At 68.2% G+C, this 17,931-nt stretch carries 16 protein-coding genes and 1 pseudogene; 6 read left to right on the top strand and 11 right to left on the bottom strand.

Features of this window, described 5'->3' with window-relative positions:
* A partial coding sequence (locus ACFUC1_RS02700; protein ID WP_379116372.1) for an IS30 family transposase occupies positions 1-1,172 on the top strand: 1,172 nt, incomplete at its 5' end.
* A gap of 7 nt (positions 1,173-1,179) precedes the next feature.
* Positions 1,180-1,500, top strand: a pseudogene (locus tag ACFUC1_RS02695) (integrase core domain-containing protein); the annotation flags it as partial.
* A 182-nt stretch (positions 1,501-1,682) separates the two neighbouring features.
* On the opposite strand, the gene ACFUC1_RS02690 reads toward ACFUC1_RS02695, so the two are convergent.
* Positions 1,683-2,168 carry a MarR family winged helix-turn-helix transcriptional regulator gene (locus ACFUC1_RS02690; RefSeq protein WP_379116371.1) on the bottom strand — a complete coding sequence of 162 codons (486 nt, stop codon included), beginning with the start codon at positions 2,166-2,168 and terminating at the stop codon, positions 1,683-1,685.
* A gap of 97 nt (positions 2,169-2,265) precedes the next feature.
* On the opposite strand from ACFUC1_RS02690, the gene ACFUC1_RS02685 reads away from it, so the two are divergent.
* From ACFUC1_RS02685 to ACFUC1_RS02675, 3 genes are read left to right on the top strand one after another with little or no spacing between them, the layout of a single operon-like run.
* Positions 2,266-2,838 carry an NADPH-dependent F420 reductase gene (locus tag ACFUC1_RS02685; RefSeq protein WP_379116370.1) on the top strand — a complete coding sequence of 191 codons (573 nt, stop codon included), beginning with the start codon at positions 2,266-2,268 and terminating at the stop codon, positions 2,836-2,838.
* 55 nt (positions 2,839-2,893) lie between these two features.
* Entirely contained in the window at positions 2,894-3,403 is a 510-nt protein-coding gene (locus ACFUC1_RS02680) for a VOC family protein (RefSeq protein ID WP_379116369.1), read from the top strand.
* A complete protein-coding gene (locus ACFUC1_RS02675) occupies positions 3,400-4,572 on the top strand; it encodes an alpha/beta hydrolase (protein ID WP_379116368.1) in 1,173 nt (390 codons plus the stop codon). Before ACFUC1_RS02680 ends, ACFUC1_RS02675 begins: the two co-directional genes overlap by 4 nt.
* Positions 4,573-5,453: 881 nt before the next feature.
* Here the strand turns inward: ACFUC1_RS02675 and ACFUC1_RS02670 are convergent.
* The 10 genes from ACFUC1_RS02670 to ACFUC1_RS02625 form a co-directional block, all read right to left on the bottom strand.
* Complete coding sequence (locus ACFUC1_RS02670) at positions 5,454-7,085, bottom strand: GMC family oxidoreductase (protein ID WP_379116367.1); 1,632 nt, start codon at positions 7,083-7,085, stop codon at positions 5,454-5,456.
* Positions 7,075-7,755 (bottom strand): gluconate 2-dehydrogenase subunit 3 family protein, encoded by a 681-nt coding sequence (locus ACFUC1_RS02665; protein ID WP_379116366.1) that lies wholly within the window; start codon positions 7,753-7,755, stop codon positions 7,075-7,077. Before ACFUC1_RS02665 ends, ACFUC1_RS02670 begins: the two co-directional genes overlap by 11 nt.
* Positions 7,752-8,621, bottom strand: a complete 870-nt coding sequence (locus tag ACFUC1_RS02660) for a sugar phosphate isomerase/epimerase family protein (RefSeq protein ID WP_379116365.1) — start codon at positions 8,619-8,621, stop codon at positions 7,752-7,754. The genes ACFUC1_RS02665 and ACFUC1_RS02660 overlap by 4 nt, the downstream gene beginning before the upstream one ends.
* A 49-nt stretch (positions 8,622-8,670) precedes the next feature.
* The gene (locus ACFUC1_RS02655; RefSeq protein WP_379116364.1) at positions 8,671-9,663 is read right to left on the bottom strand and encodes a phosphotriesterase; all 993 of its coding nucleotides are present in this window, start codon (positions 9,661-9,663) and stop codon (positions 8,671-8,673) included.
* 62 nt (positions 9,664-9,725) lie between these two features.
* Entirely contained in the window at positions 9,726-10,646 is a 921-nt protein-coding gene (locus ACFUC1_RS02650; protein WP_379116363.1) for a sugar phosphate isomerase/epimerase family protein, read from the bottom strand.
* Positions 10,643-11,737 (bottom strand): Gfo/Idh/MocA family protein, encoded by a 1,095-nt coding sequence (locus ACFUC1_RS02645; protein ID WP_379116362.1) that lies wholly within the window; start codon positions 11,735-11,737, stop codon positions 10,643-10,645. The genes ACFUC1_RS02650 and ACFUC1_RS02645 overlap by 4 nt, the downstream gene beginning before the upstream one ends.
* A 4-nt stretch (positions 11,738-11,741) precedes the next feature.
* Positions 11,742-12,722 (bottom strand): ABC transporter permease, encoded by a 981-nt coding sequence (locus ACFUC1_RS02640; protein WP_379116361.1) that lies wholly within the window; start codon positions 12,720-12,722, stop codon positions 11,742-11,744.
* Positions 12,719-14,239 (bottom strand): sugar ABC transporter ATP-binding protein, encoded by a 1,521-nt coding sequence (locus tag ACFUC1_RS02635; RefSeq protein ID WP_379116360.1) that lies wholly within the window; start codon positions 14,237-14,239, stop codon positions 12,719-12,721. Before ACFUC1_RS02635 ends, ACFUC1_RS02640 begins: the two co-directional genes overlap by 4 nt.
* A gap of 55 nt (positions 14,240-14,294) precedes the next feature.
* The gene (locus ACFUC1_RS02630) at positions 14,295-15,437 is read right to left on the bottom strand and encodes a substrate-binding domain-containing protein (protein ID WP_379116359.1); all 1,143 of its coding nucleotides are present in this window, start codon (positions 15,435-15,437) and stop codon (positions 14,295-14,297) included.
* Between the two features lie 116 nt (positions 15,438-15,553).
* Positions 15,554-16,384 carry a sugar phosphate isomerase/epimerase family protein gene (locus ACFUC1_RS02625; RefSeq protein WP_379116358.1) on the bottom strand — a complete coding sequence of 277 codons (831 nt, stop codon included), beginning with the start codon at positions 16,382-16,384 and terminating at the stop codon, positions 15,554-15,556.
* A gap of 213 nt (positions 16,385-16,597) precedes the next feature.
* Here ACFUC1_RS02625 and ACFUC1_RS02620 point away from each other — a divergent pair, with 213 nt between their 5' ends.
* The gene (locus ACFUC1_RS02620) at positions 16,598-17,887 is read left to right on the top strand and encodes an ROK family protein (protein ID WP_379116374.1); all 1,290 of its coding nucleotides are present in this window, start codon (positions 16,598-16,600) and stop codon (positions 17,885-17,887) included.
* The last annotated feature ends 44 nt before the right edge of the window (positions 17,888-17,931 follow it).

The raw sequence follows: 17,931 nt of genomic DNA, 5'->3' as shown, positions 1-17,931 counted from the left end.
CCGGCCGGTACCTGTCGTTTCGTGAGCGCGAGGAGATCGCGTTGCTCAAGGCCAGCGGCGCCGGCGTTCGCGAGATCGCTCGCGAACTGGGCCGCGATCCCTCGACGATCTCCCGGGAGCTGCGCCGCAATGCCGCCACCAGGGGCGGGAAGCTCGACTACCGTGCGTCGGTCGCGCAGTGGAAGGCCGAGCTGGTTGCGCGTCGCCCGAAGACCGCCAAGCTGGTCGCCAACCCGCGGCTGCAGGCCTATGTCCAGGAACGGCTGTCCGGACAAGTCCGCAGGCCCGACGGGACACCGATCGCCGGGCCGGCTACGGGCCCGTGGACCGGCCGGAACAAGCCACGTCGCGGTGACCGTGCCTGGGTGCAGGCATGGAGTCCCGAGCAGATCGCGAACCGGCTGAAGATCGACTTCCCCGATGATGAATCCATGCGCATCAGCCACGAGGCGATCTACCAAGCGCTCTACATCCAGGGGCGCGGCGCACTGAAGCGCGAGCTGATCCTGTGCCTGCGCACCGGCCGCGCTCTGAGAGCACCCCGAGCGCGTTCACGGCGCAAGACGTGGGCACACGTCACGCCCGAAGCCTTGATCAGCGAGCGGCCCGCCGAAGCCGAGGACCGCGCCGTTCCCGGCCACTGGGAAGGTGACCTGCTCATCGGCCTGGAGCGCTCGGCGATCGGCACCGTCGTGGAGCGCACAACGAGGTTCACCATGCTCGTGCACCTGCCGCGCGAGGAAGGCTGGCGACACAAGGGAGCCGTGAAGAACGGCCCCGCCCTGGCCGGCTATGGCGCAATCACCATGAAGAACGCCCTCGCGGACACCATGTCGACGCTGCCGGAGCAGTTAGCGCGATCGCTGACGTGGGACCGCGGCAAGGAGATGTCGGCCCACGCCCAGTTCAGGATCGAGACCGGAATCCCGGTCTTCTTCGCCGATCCACAGTCGCCGTGGCAGCGCGGCACGAACGAGAACACCAACGGGCTGCTACGCCAGTACTTCCCCAAGGGCACCGACCTGTCGCGCTGGTCCGCCGAGGAGATCGAAGCCGTCGCTCACGCGCTCAACACCAGACCGCGCAAGACCCTCGGATGGAAGACCCCGGCCGAGGCATTCAACGAGCATCTACTCTTGCTCCAACAAGCCGGTGTTGCAACGACTGGTTGAACCCGGTCAGTACACCGCGATCCGGTACGCCGACCGGCTCACCGAAGTCGGGGCGCTGGCATCGATCGGGACCGTCGGCGACTCCTACGACAACGCCTTGGCCGAGTCCGTGATCGGCCTGTACAAGGCCGAATGCGTCCGCCCTGACGGGCCCTTCCGCACCGTCGACGACCTCGAACTGGCAACCCTGTCCTGGGTCCACTGGTTCAACAACGACCTGCTCCACTCCGCCCTCAACTACGTCCCACCAGCCGAGTTCGAGACCGACTACTACCGTCAGATCAACCCCCGACAGCACCCGCTGCCGGGAGAACTGACCCTCCACTGAACCCGGGGCGGTTCACCACGGACTCCGGACGACCACCGGCGCCAACGGGCCTACGCCGGACGCGCCAGAGAGCTGCCCAAAGCCCAAACTCTGCCCAAGGAACCGCGATCCCGCCGTGACGCGAGGTGAAGGGAGAGGACGGGGCGCCGGCAGTTGGCACATGAGAGACGACCCGATTGTGGTCAGTGAGCGTCCAGCAGTGACCTCACCCTGCCCTCGGGGTCCAGCCTGCTCAGCATCGCGTCGCCGATGCGTTCCAGCTGGCGCACCTGCGCTGCCGTCAGTGCGTCGACGACCAGGCGTCGCACGGTCTCCACATGCCCGGGCGCCGCCTCGAGGACGAGGTCGCACCCGGCACCGGTCAGCCTGGCGTTCGTCGCGCGCCGGTCCTCGGGGCACGGGAACCGCTCGACGAGTCCGCGCCCCTCGAGCTTGTTCACGACGTGGGACAGCCGCGGGAGTGAGGCGCTGGTGCGCTGCGCGAGGGCGGTCATCCGCAGCGTGCGCTCGGGAGCCTCCGACAGCATCGCGAGGACGAAGTAGTCGAAGTGGCTGACCCCGGCGTCCCGCCGCAGCTGGGCGTCGAGGGCGGCCGGGAGCAGCTCCATCACGGCTGCCAGCCGCAGCCAGGCGGCCCGTTCCTGCTCGTCGAGCCATCGTGTCGTCATACCCTCCAGCGTAGCCGCTTCAGTTGAAGGAACAACTTTTGGGTGTACGATGTTACTTGTATCAACAACCAAAGCAACACTCTTCAGGAGGCACCTCATGGCTCACATCTCGATTCTCGGCACCGGCACCATGGGTCAGGCGATCGCCGCGGTCGCCGGTCGTGGCGGCCATTCCGTCGCGTTCGTCGGCAAGGACGACACTGACGTCCAGTTCGGTGACGTCGTTGTCCTCGCCGTCCCGCACTCGGCCGTGGCCGACATCGTGGCCCGGCACGGGTCCGACCTTGTCGGACGCATCGTCGTCGACATCACCAACCCGGTGGACTTCGAGACCTTCGACTCCCTGACCGTGCCTGCCGACGGCTCCGCCGCCGCCGAGCTCGCCGCTGCCCTGCCGCAGTCGCGGGTCCTCAAGGCGTTCAACACCAACTTCGCCGGCACCCTCGCCTCGGGCACGGTGGGTGACCTCACGACGACGGTCCTCATCGCCGGTGACGACGCCGACGCGAAGTCGACTCTTGCCGGGATCGTCACCAGCGGCGGCCTGAAGGCGATCGACGCCGGGTCCCTGCGACGCGCCCGCGAGCTGGAGGCCCTCGGCTTCCTGCAGATCACCCTGGCCGCCGGCGAGAAGATCTCGTGGACCGGCGGCTTCGGCGTGGTCGCCTGACCCACACACCCGCACACCCCACGACCGGACCTCCCGGGAAGGAAAAGCCCGCACCATGACCGCCAACGCCGTCCGGCTCAACCACGCCGTGCTGTTCGTCAGCGACGTCACCCGCAGCCTGGACTTCTACCAGCAGGCGTTCGGGATGGACGTCGTCGCGCAGGAGCCCCGCGCGAACGCCGCGTTCCTGCGGCTGCCCCGATCGGGCAACCACCACGACCTCGGTCTCTTCGGGGTCGGACCCCAACCCCCGCGCCCGCGCGGCTCCCTCGGCCTGTACCACCTCGCGTGGCAGGTCGACACCATCGACGAGCTCGTCGAGGCCCGCACCACCCTGCTGCGCCTCGGCGCCCTCACCGGGGAGTCCAGCCACGGCGCCACCAAGAGCCTGTACGGCCAGGACCCCGACGGCAACGAGTTCGAGGTCATGTGGATGCTCCCCCGCGCCTCGTGGGGCGAGTTCGAGCACGCGGCCCCGGTCGAGCGCCTCGACCTCGCCGCCGAGGTCACCCGGTGGTCCGGCGTGCGCACCGCCGCCGAGCTCGTCCCGCAGGACGCCCGATGAGCACCGCGCCGACGTTCCCGGCACCGGTCGTCGCGACCCACGGAGCTGGCGACCCGTCGGCCCCGCTCGTCGTCCTGCTCCACGGCCGCGGGTCGAACGAGCAGGAGATCATCGGCCTCGCGTCCCATCTGCCCGTGGGCGTGGAGTATGCCGCCGTACGCGCACCGATCGCCGAGGGTGGTGGGTTCGCGTGGTTCGCCAACCGCGGTATCGGCCGCCCGGTGGCCTCCTCGCTCGCCGGGACCATGGCGTGGTTCCGGGAGTGGCTCGACGGTGTCGCGCCGGCCGGACGCCCGGTGGTGCTCGTCGGCTTCAGTGGTGGCGCCGCCTTCGCCGGTGGCCTCGTGCTGGCCGACCCCGGGCGGTACGCCGGGGCCGCGATCCTCTACGGGACGCTCCCGTTCGACGCGGGTGTGCCCCTCGACCGCGGCCGCCTGGCCAACCTGCCGATCTTCGTGGCGCAGGGCGAGACCGACCACGTCATCCCCCGCGAGCTGCTCGACCGCACCTGGACCTGGCTGCACACCGAGTCCGGGGCCCCGACCGTCGGCCGCCGTGACCCCGGCGGCCACGGACTGACCACGGGGACCGTGCGCCGGCTGGCAGCCTGGCTGGGCGAGCGGTTCGTCCACCTCGACTCCGAGGGCCCGGCCCCCGTCGGCGCCCCCACGGACCTCAAGTGGGACCTGGTCGGCTCGGGCCGCCTCCCGCGACGCGAGGGCACTCCCCCTGAGGTCTCGTGGGACATCCCGCAACAGCAGCGGTCGCAGAACGCCCCGGCCCACCTGCAGGAGCAGCTCTTCGCCATGACGAGCGCCCTCGACGGCGTGCACAGTGGTCCCTCGCTCATCTCCGTTCCGGGGGCCCGCGCGTTCACGCTCCCCGACGGCGCCGGGCCCGACGCGGCATACCTCGTGCCCGAAGCCCGCGAGTTCGCGCACCTGCACCCCGCCTACGACGGGTCGATGCACCTCGCCCTCCCCGCAGCCCACGCAGCCGACCTCGTCGCCCACGGTTGGGGTGTCCCCCACCCATGGGCCGGCACCCGCCTGTCCGCCGGGTTCGTCATGCTCTTCGGTCCCCGGACCGAGGACGAGCTCGACACCGTGGCGGCCGTCGTCGCCACCGCCCACGCCTACGCGACGAGCCCCGCGCACGCCGGGGCATGAGCACGCGGCTGGCTGTCAGTGGAGACCAGCCTGCGCATCTACGGCGACGGAGGGTCGGCCGTCATCGGCGACGACGAGCTCGCCATGCTCTTCGCCGCTGGGGAAACCACAAGTTCGGACAGCGTCGGGAGCGCGCCCGGGACGGCGACGACCGCCGCCCTGGGCGCAGCCCACACCGCCCAGGTCGAGGACCTCGTTGCTGCAGCTCACAGCCGCCGGGGCGGCGGGCAGTCAGCACGACCTCGGGTACCCACGAGAGGCGCACCCCGACGCCCCGAACCCCACCGCGCGATCATCTCCCCGACCATTCAGCTTCCTCCTCTGCTGTTCCTCGGCATTCGTGAACTTGGCCGCTCGCATGCCCCGCCCCTGATCGCCTGCTCTCGTACACGCAGACCGGTCCCGCCATCGTCGGCTCGGAGACGCAAGCGGACTCGTGCCCTAGGTTGCCTCGGCACGGCGGGATCTCAGTGGCTTTGATGTCCCAAGGTGGGCCTCTTCACATCCCTCGCTGAGGAATCGATGCACGAATCGCGGTCTCCCCCGGGACTGGTAGAACTTGACTCATCCGCGCACCTACGTCGACCAGCACGGCATCCCCGGTCTGCTGTCGACAGACCGCCGCGTCCCTTCGGGCGCACCGGTCTCCGAACTGGAGATCGACGCGAAACCGCGTGCCTTCTAGTTGCCTCTCAGCCCGAACACCGAGCGCCATCACGGCCTTTCCACCGACCCTTCGTTGCCTCCACACGACGAGATTGGCCCTCGTGGACTCCCGCCGGGGTAGACCGGTCAGTCCACCCCGGCGGCAGCGTCCTTCGTTCGAGTGGTGGCGAGTGCGACTTCCGCGCGTCAGGTGGGGCCGAAGGGGCCCTGCACGCTTAGCCGCGGTTGGCGCTGATGTGCTCCGCAACTCGCCAAGCGTTTGCCATGATCGTCAGCGTCGGATTGGCGCCCGTTGCGGTGGGGAACGAGCTCCCGTCTACGACGAACAGATTCTCGACGTCATGCGCCCTGCACCAAGAATCGAGCACCGACGCCTCCGGATCTTCTCCCATCCGCGCCGTCCCGTGCTGATGCGAGCAGTTGCCCGTGATCCGGTCCATGTAGACGCTCTGCGTGCTGGTCGCGCCGGCGGCAGCCAGGATCTCCGCACTGCGGTCGACGAGGAACCGGCCCATCGCCAGGTCGTTCTCGTGCGGCTTCAGCGTGATGCGCGCGACCGGCAGGCCCCAGGCGTCCTTGACCGAGTCGTCGAGCTCCACCCGGTTCTCGTGCTGCGGCATGTCGTGGACGACCATCGCAGCCGCCATGCTGTGGTTGAAGTACTGTTCGTCGACCCGCTTGGCGGCCGCGCCCCACGCCGGGCGGTCCGGGAGTCCCCAGTTGATCGGGAGGGGGATGCCGACACCGGCGCACGCCATGTGCCCGCCACCCGCGAAGCCGCGGCTGTCGTCGTGTTCGTAGAACTGGAAGCTGCTGGCGCTGGTGTAGCCGCCTCCGGCCCAGGCGTAGATGGGGTCCTCGAACAGGCCGATGGCAGCGCTGTACTCGTGGAAGGTGACGTTCCGTCCGACCAGGTCGGAGGTGTTGGCGAGTCCGTTCGGGAACCGCGCCGAGGTCGACAGGAGCATGAGGCGCGCCGTCTCGACCGCGCCGCAGGCCAGGATGAAGACATCCGCCTCCTGCTCGTAGAGGCTCCCTTCCGCGTCCTGGTAGACGGCGCCCTTCGCCCTTCCTCGCTCGTCCACCGTGATCTCGCGGACGTAGGAGTCGGGACGCAGGTCGTACCTCCCCGTCGCGAGGGCATCCGGCACCCAGACGCTCAAAGCGCTCGACCGCGTGCCAGTAGGGTCGCCGTGCTGCTGCGCGAATGCGCTGATGACCGTGGCGTCCCGGCCGTTCCAGGGTTGCGACAAAGCGGCCTGCGGGGTCGGGAACGAGTTCCATCCGAGCTCCGCACACCCCTGGTGGTACTTCTCCGCGTACCTCGACATGGGCATTGGGGGCAACGGGTAGTCGCGCGAGCGCTTGCCCTCGAACGCGTTCGCGCCGGCCCGGCCCGAGACGCCGAACGCCCATTCGACCTTGTCGTAATAGGGCTCGAGGTCCTCGTAGGAGATCGGCCAGTCCGCGATCGTCGTCCCAGCCAGGTCGCCCACCACGCTGTGGAAGCGGAAGTCGTTGGGGGTGAACCTCGGCAACCAGCCCTGCCAATGCACCGTGCCACCTCCCACCATCTGGGGAACCGGGCAGAACTGCTCCACCCGCACCTCGCCGTCCGGCAGCTCACGCACGGTCCGCGGGTCGAGGAGGGGGTCGGGGGTGAGGTTGTAACGGTTGACGTTCGCGAGCTCGTCGCCCGCGAAGGTCTCCTTTGTCCGCCATGGTCCCCGCTCGAGGCCCACTACGCTCAGGCCCCGCTCGGTCAGCACCTTCGCGGCGGTGGCACCAGATGCCCCTGCTCCGATGATGCACACATCCACACGTTCGGGCTTCGTTCTAGGCGCCATGGTTCTCCTCCGGAATCGGGTGCTGACGGTTCTCAGCGAAGTAGTCGAGGGTGCTGTAGTCGGCCGTCTGCGTCACGGCGAGGTTGGGCGGCCCGGCGAACCCGATGTTCTTCCAGCCCACCTGTTCCCGATTACCGCCGTACACGGGGTCGCTGTAGAAGCCCTGACGGGTGTGCAGGCAGAGAAGGGCCATGAACGACAGGCCGATCTCGGCGTTGGTCTGCTGGAGCGCGGGCTCGGTGGGCGGCCCGTACAGGCTCATCCGGGACGTGTCCGCCACCGTCTCGGCCCGGCTGCGAGGTGTCTCGAAGACCGTCAGCACGTGGTCCTGCTGTTCTGGGCCCAGCGCGACGAAGTCGGCTCCACCCTCCTCGTTGGCCGTGCGGTCGAGCGCCTCGATGCCCTCCACGTAACGCTCCTGGAGCAGGCCGATGCGCTTGGTCCAGGCCTCGAGCTGCTTGCCCCGGAGCTCCTCGAACCCGCTGCCGTCAGGCTTGGCGTAGACGTAACCGGTGCCGGAGAGGTACTGGTCCAGGAAGTCGATGGTGCCGGCCTCGGTCGCGCCGGGGGTCTCGTCCGAGGGGATGATCCTGGCCATGGCCGCAGCCACGGTCGCGCGCTGGTGCTCGTCGAAGAACGTGCTGCCACTCATCTCGGTGCCCGCGCTCACCAGTCCGCCCCTGACGCGCCGGGGCTGGGGTCGAGGCGGAGGTCCGCCCAGCCTGGGTGGTCCTCGAGCCGTCGCTGCATGTTGCGGACGACCTGGATCGAGTGCTTGAGCTTGGGGTAGGGGTCGCCACCGATGGAGTAGCCCTGCAGTCCGAGGGGTCCCGCATAGCCGTGCTTCTTGAGCAGGCCCATGAGGTAGAAGTTGTCGAGCTGCCCGGAGTCGATGGGCTCGATGGTGGCCGGCATGCCGAGCGGGTTGGGTCCACGCCGCGAGCCGCAGAGGTTCGCGGAAGCGAGGTACGGGGCGGCGAGCTCGATGGTCCCCTGCGGGTCCCTGCCATCGACCGCGAACCAGTGGAAGCCCGAGAAGACGACCCGGACCGCGGGATTGTCCAGCTGCTTGACCAGGCGCACGGCGTCCTCGGTCGTCTGGAGCCAGCAGTCCGCGTGCGGGTAGAGGGAGATCGTCATCCCCCTCGGGCCGGCGACGGACGCGAACTCCTCCAGCATGTCCAGGACGGCGGCGTCGCCGGCGGGGTCAGAGTGCTGCGACGCAGCCGGGCTGCCGAGGACCGCGAGCTCGAGGTTGCTAGCGCCCTCGACGGTGCGCAGCAGCTCGAGCACCTGCGCGCGACCCTTCTCGTCGTCCGGACCCGTCACCGCCGCATAGACCCCGAGGACGTCAATCCCGTACTGCGACTGCACCGTGCCGAACCGGGGGACGTCAGCCCAGGACTGCTCGCTCCACAGGGTGAAACAGATGCCGTCGTAGCCCAGGTCGCTCACCATTTCGCACTTGGCCTCGAACGAGTACGAGCCATGCGAGTGGTAGAACCACGTGTCCAGTGGAAAGACAGGCCAAGTCATGTGTCGATCTCCTCAATTCGGTCAGAGAGGGTGGTGTGGGGGTGGGGTGCTAGTCGATGGTGAGCAGCCGGGCAGGCGTCGTCACGAGCATCTGCTCCAACGCCTCTGGGGGGACCCCAAGCTCGGCGAGTCGGGGCACGACCTGCGCGCCGATGAAGGAGTAGCCGTCACGGCCCTGCGTGGTGGGGTTGTCGTGCGTCTCCTTGCCGGTGAGGTCCAACGACATCACGATGCGGTCGGCGTAGCCCTCACGCACGAGCTGGACGATCTCGTCCAGTCGGATGCTGTCGGGCCGGTGGTAGGCGCGCTTGGCGGACTCGCCGGCAGGAGGGTTCGCCGACGGCGGTTCGAGGACGAAGTCCCAGAACTGCTTGCCCAGGGTGTCGAAGGCGATGTTCACCCCGCTCGCCAGCACCTCTCGCACATAGTCGAGGTCGGGCTGGATGTCCATGTGCCCGATCACGACCCGCGAGAGGTCGGCGCCCTCCTCGCGCAGGATGGCGATCTGCTCCAGGGCCATCGTCCCGTGCGTCGTGTGCGTGTTCAGCGCCAACCCGGTCCGGCGATGAGCCCGTGCCGCCGCACGGAAGAACTTCTCCTCCTGCGAGGAGATCGCGCCGAGCCCCGTCGCCTGCTCGCCGTAGATCCCGATCTTGACGCCCGTGTCCTCCACGCCCTCGGTCGCGTCGCAGACCAGCCGTTCCGTGAGCTCGTCGAGGCTCGCCTCGAGGGCCCAGCTCGGGGCGTACGGCTCGAGGTAGATGGAGGAGGCCGCCACCACGTGCAGGCCGGTGCGTCGCGAGATCTCGACCAGCGCAGGGACGTCCCTCCCAAGGATCTCGTAGGGGGTGAGGTCGACGACGGTGCCGAAGCCGAGGTCGGGAAGGCCCGACAACGCACCAACGGCCAGCTCGACCCGCTCGTCGCGCAGGCCTCCCGACAGCCACGGCCCGGTCACGAGGGACATGAGGTGCTCGTGGGTGAGGACCCGCTTCAGCTCCTGCGGCGCGACGGGCCCCAGGACCGTCTGCACGTGTGCCATCTAGATCTTCTCCATTTCGGTCGCCCTGCGGTGGTCGGCGTTGTCGGGGTGGTCGGCGATCGTCACTTCACGACCAGCGGCCGCAGGGTGGTGTAGGCGATCTCCAGGCCGGTCTCGACGCGGGCCTCGGCGCCGCCCCAGACCGGGTCCTCGTGCTCGACCGAGAGCACCCCGTCGAAGCCGCCCTCGTACAAGGTGTCGATGACGCCGTTCCAGTCGACGTCACCTCGCCCGGGCACGCGGTAGCGCCACCACCCCACGTCCCAGGGGTCAGGGGACTTGTCGGCGATGCCGGGCCACCCGAACCGGTCTCGCTTCTCCGGGAACAGCTGGATGTCCTTGGCCTGGGCGTGGGCCACCCGGTCGACGTACGGGCGGAGGGCCTTCACGGGGTCGATGCCCATCCACATCAGGTGCGACGGGTCGTAGTTGAGGTACAGACCCAAGTCGAACATCCACTCCCAGAGCTCAGGCGAGTACGCCAGGTTCCCGGGGTAGCCGTCGGGGTGCCAACCCTCCATGACGCAGTTCTCGATGACGAGTTTCACGCCCTTCTCGCCGGCGTGGTCCACGAGCCGGGGGAAGATGCGCTCCGCCTCCCGCAGGTTCTCCGCGACGGTCTGGCCGGGGTGCCGACCGACGAACGTTCCGACTGTCGGGACGCCGAGCATGGCGGCGGCGTGGATGCAGGCCACCACGTGGTCGTTGACGGCCTGCCGCTCGGCAGGGTCCGGGTGCAGGTTGTTGTCGTAGAACGCCAGCGAGGACAGCGTGAGGGAGTGTGAGTCGAACAGCGCCCGGATCTCCTCGGCGTCGGACTCGGTGAACGACTCCGCCGCGATGTGGCTCGCGGTGAAGGGTCGGTCGCCCAGGGCCGGCCAGGCGGCGACCTCGAGTGCCTCGAAGCCGTGCTGTGCAGCCCAGGAGGCGATGTCCTTCAGTGGGCGCCCCGGCAGGCAGGCAGTGAGAAATCCGAGTTTCACGAGGGAACCTCCACCCATTCGTCCTTGGCGGCCGAGGCGAGGACGGCCTCGGTGATGACCGCGGCACGCAGGCCGTCGTCGAAACTGGGCAGCCCGTCCGGGCGTGCGCCCGCCACTGCGGCGTACGCGTCCGCGACGAAGGCCGTGAAGCTGTCCTGGTAACCCTGGGGGTGTCCGGAGGGCAGCCTCGCGTAGTCGGCGCCGCCGCCGGGCGAGAATGTGTCGGGCCCCCGTGGCACGACCGTGTTGGAGGGTCGGCCACCTACCCACAGCGAGTCGGGCACCTCCTGGTCGAAGACGTATGCCGCGTTCGTCCCGTCGAAGGAGAACCACAGGCGGTTCTTGCGCCCGGGTGAGACCTGGCTGACGACCACCGACCCCGTGGCACCTCGGTCGGTCTCGAACAGCACGGTGGCGCCGTCCTCGGTCCCGACGAGGGTCCGGCCGTCGGGGCTCCTGCGGTTCTTGTGGGCCACCGACATGCGGGCCACCAGCCGGGTGATGCGGTGACCGGTGGTGAACTCCATGAGGTCACACCAGTGGACACCGATGTCCCCGAACGCCCTCGAGCCCCCTCCCCTGGCTGGGTCGACCCGCCAGTTCGTCTCCTGGGCACTGGACAGCCAGTCCTGCAGGTAGGAGCCGTGAAGCATCCAGAGGTCGCCTGCCTCACCGGTGGTGATGTGGTACCTCGCCTCGCGGACCGAGGGGTAGAACCGGTAGACGAAGGGGACCGCGGTGACCGCCCCGGTGTGCGCCGCGACCCGAGCGAGGTGGGATGCCTGCTCGACGGAGGTCGCCAACGGCTTCTCGCAGATGACTGCCTTGCCTGCCTCCAGGGCAGCGAGCGCGAGCTCGTAGTGCGTGTCGTTCGGAGTGCAGATGTGCACGACGTCGACGTCGCCGGAGGTGATTAGGGACTCGGCCGACTCGGCGCCCCTGATGGCGCCGAAGCGGACAGCGGCCGCGGCGGACGCGTCGGGGGAGGCGTCGGCGACCTGGGCGACGATTCCCCCGCTGGCGCGGACCGCGTACGCGTGGACGCCGCCGATGAAGCCGGCGCCGATGATGCCGGCTCTGAGCGCGTTCATCAGGTTACTTCTTCCTGGCGAGCGCGACCGCCAGGATGATGATCACGCCACGGACGACCTGCTGCTGGCTGCTGTCCAGTCCGGCAAGGATGAGCCCGTTGTTGATGAGGCCGATCAGCAGCGCGCCGAAGAGCGTGCCCACGACGGAGCCTGCGCCCCCGAAGAGGCTTGTCCCTCCGAGGATGACTGCCGCGATCGCCGAGAGCTCGTCGCCCGCCCCCCACTGAAAACGTCCGGACTGGAGCCGACCGGCGTACAGCATGCCGGCGACGCTGGCGATCGTCGCGGACAGGAGGAGTACCTGGAATTTGATCCGCTTGGTGTTGATGCCGGTGTACTGGGCGGCTGTCCGGTTTCCTCCCGTGGCCAAGACCTGTCGGCCGAATCGGGTCCGTGCGAGGACGATTGCCCCGATGGTTACGAAGATGGCGCTCCAGACCAGAAGGCCCGGGATGGGCCCGAAGTTGCCACCTCCGAAGATCAGGTTGAACGTGTCGTTCAGGATTGGCTGGGGTGCGGACGAGGTGATCCACTGGGCAACGCCTGCGGCAATCCCCAACATGCCCAGGGTGACGAGGAACGACGGGATGCCCAAAAGGCTGACCAGAGCTCCGTTGATGCTGCCCACGGCGAGGCCGACGGCAAGGCCGGCAACCACGCCCACGACTGGGCCCCAGTGGGACAGCGCCATCGCGGTGATGACGCTGGAGAGTCCCGCGACCGACCCCACTGACAGATCGATCTCGGCGCAGGCGATGACGTACGTCATGCCGACGGCGATGACCGTGATCGTCGCAGTCTGCCTAAAGATGTTGAGCAGGTTGGTGGTCGAGAGGAACCCTTCGTCGCGCAGCAGGATCGCGAAGAATGCGAAGACGACGAGGAAGCCGATGTATATGACGTAACGACGCCAGTCAACACTGCCAAGGCGGCGCGGCGCTACGCCTTCCGCGACGGGCTCATTCGTGGGGGCGGTGACACTCATGCTGAGACTCCTTGAACGGCGAGTTGGAGGGATTCCTCGTCCGTGATCTCGCTACGTCGCATATCGCGGGCAACGGAGCCATCGCGAAGGATGAGGATGCGGTCGCTGACCGCGAGGAGTTCGGGGTACTCCGAGGAGATGACGATGACGGCCTTGCCTGCATCTGCCAGGGAGCGGACCATCTCCAGAATCTCGGACTTGGTGCCGATGTCCACGCCAGCGGTGGGTTCGTCAAGGATCAGAACGTCCGGGTCCGTGCCAAGCCACTTGGCGATGACCACCTTCTGTTGGTTGCCGCCGGACAGCAATCTGATGGGCCGATTCGGGTTCGTGGCCTTAATCGCGAAACGCTGAATCAGACTGGACGACAGAGCTTTCGCCGCCTTGCGGTCGACCAGCGGCCCCTTGCGCAATTGGTCCAGAAGGGGGAGCAGCAGGTTTTCCCTGACTGAGTGGTCGAGCACCAGGCCCTGCTCGCGCCGGTCCTCAGGAATGAGGGCCAGACCGTGCCCGATCGCCTGACTGGGGTCGCTGATAGTGACTTCCTTGCCGTGCAGGCGGATGGACCCGCTGGTGGCGCGGTCGATCCCAAACAGCGCTCGCGCCAGCTCGGTGCGTCCGCTCCCCATCAGCCCGGCGAGGCCGACGATTTCTCCCGCGTGGACGGTGAAGGTGACGCCCTTGACCAGAGGTCCACTGGTCAGGCCCTCCACCTCCAGGACGGCTTCCCGCTCAGTTAGGCCCGCGCGCTCCCGGTAGTTCAGCTGACCTTCGATCTTCTTGCCCACGATGCCCTCAACAATCTGGGTGGGCGTCACCGTGCTCAGGGGTTCAGTCAGCAGACGCTGTCCGTCACGCAGGATGGTGATTCGGTCCGCGATCCGATAGATCTCGTCCATCCGGTGGGAGATGTAGATAATGGAGATGCCGCGAAGCTTGAGTCGTCCAATGAGGTCGAACAGGGCTTCCGTCTCGTGCTTGGCCAGGCTCGCTGTCGGCTCGTCCATGATGAGCACCCGGGCGTCCTGTGCGAGCGCCTTGGCGATCTCGGTGAGCTGCCAGTAGGCGGTCCCGAGACTGGATACCGTGGCCTTCGGATCGACCTTGACCTCCATCTCAGCGAACACCTCCCTCGCCTTCGCGACGGCGCGGCGGTCGTCGATGAGGCCAAGCCGCCCGCTGGGTTCGTCGGCGAGGTAGATGTTCTGTGCCACGGTCAGGCTCGGCACGAGACTGAACTCCTGGAACACCATGCCGATTCCCGCGGCCCGAGCACCATGGATGGAGACGATCTCAACCGGTTCGCCGTCGATGCGGATTTCGCCTTCATCCGCGCGGTAGACCCCCTGGAGGATTTTCATGAGGGTCGACTTGCCGGCCCCATTGCCGCCGGCAAGGGCGTGCACCTCGCCACGCGTGACTTCAAAGTCCACGTTCTTGAGCACGACAACACCGTCGAAGGCCTTCTGAATGCCGCACATCTGCACCGCGCAGGCCGTGCTGGTTTTATCGTCCATCCGAGCTTCCTTCCGGGCGGGGCGGCCCGATCCAGCAGCCGCCCCGCCGACCTTGCTACTTCTTGAACGAGCTCTGCAGGTCCGCGGGAGCGTCCTGGTGGTAGACCTGCTTCCACGCCTCGAGAACGTTGGAGTGCTCGACCGGCAGAGCCGGGATGGCCACGTAGCCGGGCTCCTTCTTGCCAAGCAGCGCGCCGGCCGCAAGATCGACCTGGGTGACACCCATGTCGAAGGGACGCTGCGCGCCCAGTCCGACGACCAGCTCGTTCTTCGCCATGGCAATGGCCACGTTCTTGCCAAGGTCCTCGGTCGCGATCTTCAGGTCCGTGCGACCAGCGGCGCGAGCGGCGGCCATGATGCCTTCTGCCGGGACATCCCAGACTCCCCAGATGCCGGACAGGTTGGGGTGCTTGCTGAGCATGGCGCTGGCCACGGTCTGGGCGTCACCAGCGAAATCCGGTCCGGCGATGCCCTGCTCCTCGACGATCTTGATGGCGGGGTAGTCCTTGGCGATGGTGGACTTGAAGGCCTCGTAGCGCTGCTTGGTGACGAAGAAGTCCGCCTCGTGGAACACGAGCCCGATCTCGCCCTTGCCCCCGAGTGCCTTCGCCATGAGGTGCGCCGACACGACCCCGTTGCCGTAGTCGTCGGCGGAAACCACCGAGACGTAGTCCTTGCCCACCGTCATGCCCTTGGCCGTGTTGCCGATGAAGACGAGCTTGACTCCGGCGGCCGCGACCTTCTTGTACGCCGCAGCCGTGGCCACCGGGTCGGTCGGGATGGAGATCATGATGTCGGGCTTCTGGGCGAGGACGGTCTCGATGTCCGACACCTGCTTGTCGGGCTTGAAGTTCGCGTCCGTGGTGGCGATCACCTTGATGCCCAGCCGGGCGAACTCCGACTTCATGCCTGCGACCTGGGCCGTGGACCAGTCGTTGCCGCCGTAGTGCATCACGATGGCGGCCGTCGCGTTCTTGGCCTTGACCTGCGCGACCTCGGCGTCGCTGAGCTTTGCCTCGTCGGGGGTGGCGGCCTCCTCGCCGTTCGCCCCCTTGCCGAGGATCTTTCCGCTGATCGAGGCGAGCGCCTCCTCGGCCTTCTTCGATACTCCGGCGTCCTGTGACGTGGCCGCCGTGCCGCTCGCGCTGCACGCCGCAGTGGCGGCAGTGAACGCGAGCGCGGCTGCGATCACAGCCATGCGAGGGTTTCGGGACATTGATCTTCTCCAGGTGCAGGACTCCCCGGGCGGGGTGTCGGTGTAGGTGGTGCGCAGTACCGGCTCGTGGCCGATGAAGGACGGGTTGTCGTGCGGTCTCAGGCCTGTGGGCCGGCCAGCAGACGGTCCAGGTAGGCCTTGCTCTGCACCGCCGCCTCCCGCGGGTCTCCCTCATGGGAGTCCAGCTCGACGATCACCCAACCGTCGTAGCCGACCTCGGAGAGGGCAGCCATGACCTCGGGGAAGTCGACCTCTCCCTCACCCAGCGGCAGGAAGCCGAGTGGCTCCCGCCGCAGGTCCTTGAGGTGGACGTGGCGAATGCGGTCGCCGTAGCGACGGATCAGGGCGGCTGGGTCGGAGCCCCCCGCGGCGAGGTGGGCCGTGTCGGGGCAGAAGTCGATGCGGGTGTGGGGCATCAGGCGGTCCAGCTCTTCAGAGGACTCGACGATCGTCGACAGATGGGGGTGGTAGCAGGCGTGCAGACCATGGGCCTTCGCCAGGTCACAGACCCGGTCGAGCGCGGCGCCCAGCCGTTCGTAGTCTTGGGGCCGCGTCCCGGACGCGCGTCGGGCGCCTCCGCCGACCACGAGGTTCGCGGCTCCGAACGTGGCGGCCAGCTCGGCGGCCTTCCGGACACGGTCGAGCTCCTCGTCGAGGATCTCGTCGTAGATGAAGTTGCCGCCGCTGTAGACGCTCACCAGCTCCAGGCCGTGCTCGCGCAAGAGGCGGTGCAGTTCCTCCGGCCGGTCCGCGTAGTCGGCGACGTTTCCGTCGAACATCTCCAGGCCTTCGTAGCCGGCGGACGCGATGTCCTCGACGGCTCGAACCATGTCCCCGTTCGCCCGGTAGAACAAGTCCTTCACGCTGGTGACGCCGACGGGGTCACCGACGACCCCGCCCCAGGTGATGGTGTGGTAACCGAAGCGCATCAGACCCTCCTTTGGGTGGCTTCGCCGGTGACAACAGGTGAAACATAAGCACTGTTCATGCGGAAGTCAATCCCTATACGTGCAGTAATATGCACGAGTTGTGCCCTCTACTCGCCACACGGTGCGCATAGTAAGGCATCTCGGACCATTCGCAGGATCATACTTTTGCATGGCAGGGACAAAAGTCGCACAAGGCATTAGCATTTCCTCGTGATGACTGGAGAAGCGCCTACGGCGGGGCAGCGGCGCGCCCCACGCGTGCAGGCCGAGCACCTCGAGAGCCTGGTCACCGTGCTCTCGGCCGTGAGGTCGGGTCAGGCACGCACCCGTCCGCAGGTGGCTCACAGCTCGGGCCTGGGACGCAACGTCGTCGCGCAGCGCGTGCTGCAGCTGGTGGAGCTTGGGCTGCTCGAACAGGGCAGCAAGGCTCCTTCGACCGGCGGCCGTTCCGCCCGCGAGCTCAGGTTCAAGGCAGACGCCGGACACGTCCTGGTCGCAGACCTCGGCGCCACCAGTATCGGTGTGGGCCTTGCCGATCTGGCGGGCAGAGTGCTCCTCCAGGACCGCCAGGACGCCGCGATCAACGACGGTCCGGAGGAGATCCTGCGCCGGGTCGACCAGCTGTTCCGAGAGCTCCTGGTGAAGCACGGGGGGCAGACCGACCTCTGGGGGGTCGGAGTCGGCCTGCCCGGTCCTGTGGAGTTCCGCACCGGCCGGCCGGTCGCGCCGCCGATCATGCCCGGTTGGGACGGCTTCGACGTGCGCGGCTACTTCGAGCATCGCTTCAACGTCCCTGCGTGGGTCGACAACGACGTCAACCTCATGGCCCTCGGCGAGCTGCGCGGCGGGATGGCCCGCTCCGAGGGTGACCTCGTGTACGTGAAGGTGGGCACCGGCATCGGGGCAGGTCTGGTCTCCGGTGGCCGACTCCATCGTGGCGCCGAGGGGTGCGCCGGAGACATCGGGCATATGGCCGTGGTCCAGGACACCCTCGAGGTGTGCCGGTGTGGCCGCGTCGGCTGCCTCGAGGCGCTCGCCGGCGGGGCGGCCTTGGCGCGTGACGGGGCCGCCGCGGCGGCCTCGGGACGAAGCCCCTTCCTGCGCCAGCTGGCGCAGGAAGGCCACGAGATCAGCAGCGCGGACGTCGCCCGAGCCGCTCAGCACGGCGATCCCGTCGCCGTCGACCTGATGTCGCGGTCCGCGACCCTGGTCGGGGAGGCGCTGGCCAGCATCGTCAACTTCTTCAACCCCGCGGTGGTCCTGCTGGGGGGCGCCGTGGTCCGGTCCGGGGACTCCTACCTCGCCACCGTCCGGCAAGTGGTCTTCAAGCGGTCCCTGCCGCTCTCCACCCGCTCCCTCCGCCTCACGCTCTCCCCGCTGGGTGAGCAGGCCGGACTCAAGGGCGCGGCATTCCTCGTCGTCGACGAGCTGCTCGAGCGCGAGCAGCTCGAGTCCTGGATCGCGCTCGGGAGTCCCGCGGCGGCATACGGACGCACCGGCTGACCGCCCCACCGGTGCGCGGTCGCCTGCACGACGCTGGAGTGTCA

The sequence above is a fragment of the Pedococcus sp. NPDC057267 genome, assembly GCF_042668795.1.
In the GTDB taxonomy this organism is placed as follows: domain Bacteria; phylum Actinomycetota; class Actinomycetes; order Actinomycetales; family Dermatophilaceae; genus Pedococcus.
Note: the sequence above shows the minus strand (reverse complement) of the source record. Positions and strands in the feature narration are given on the sequence as shown.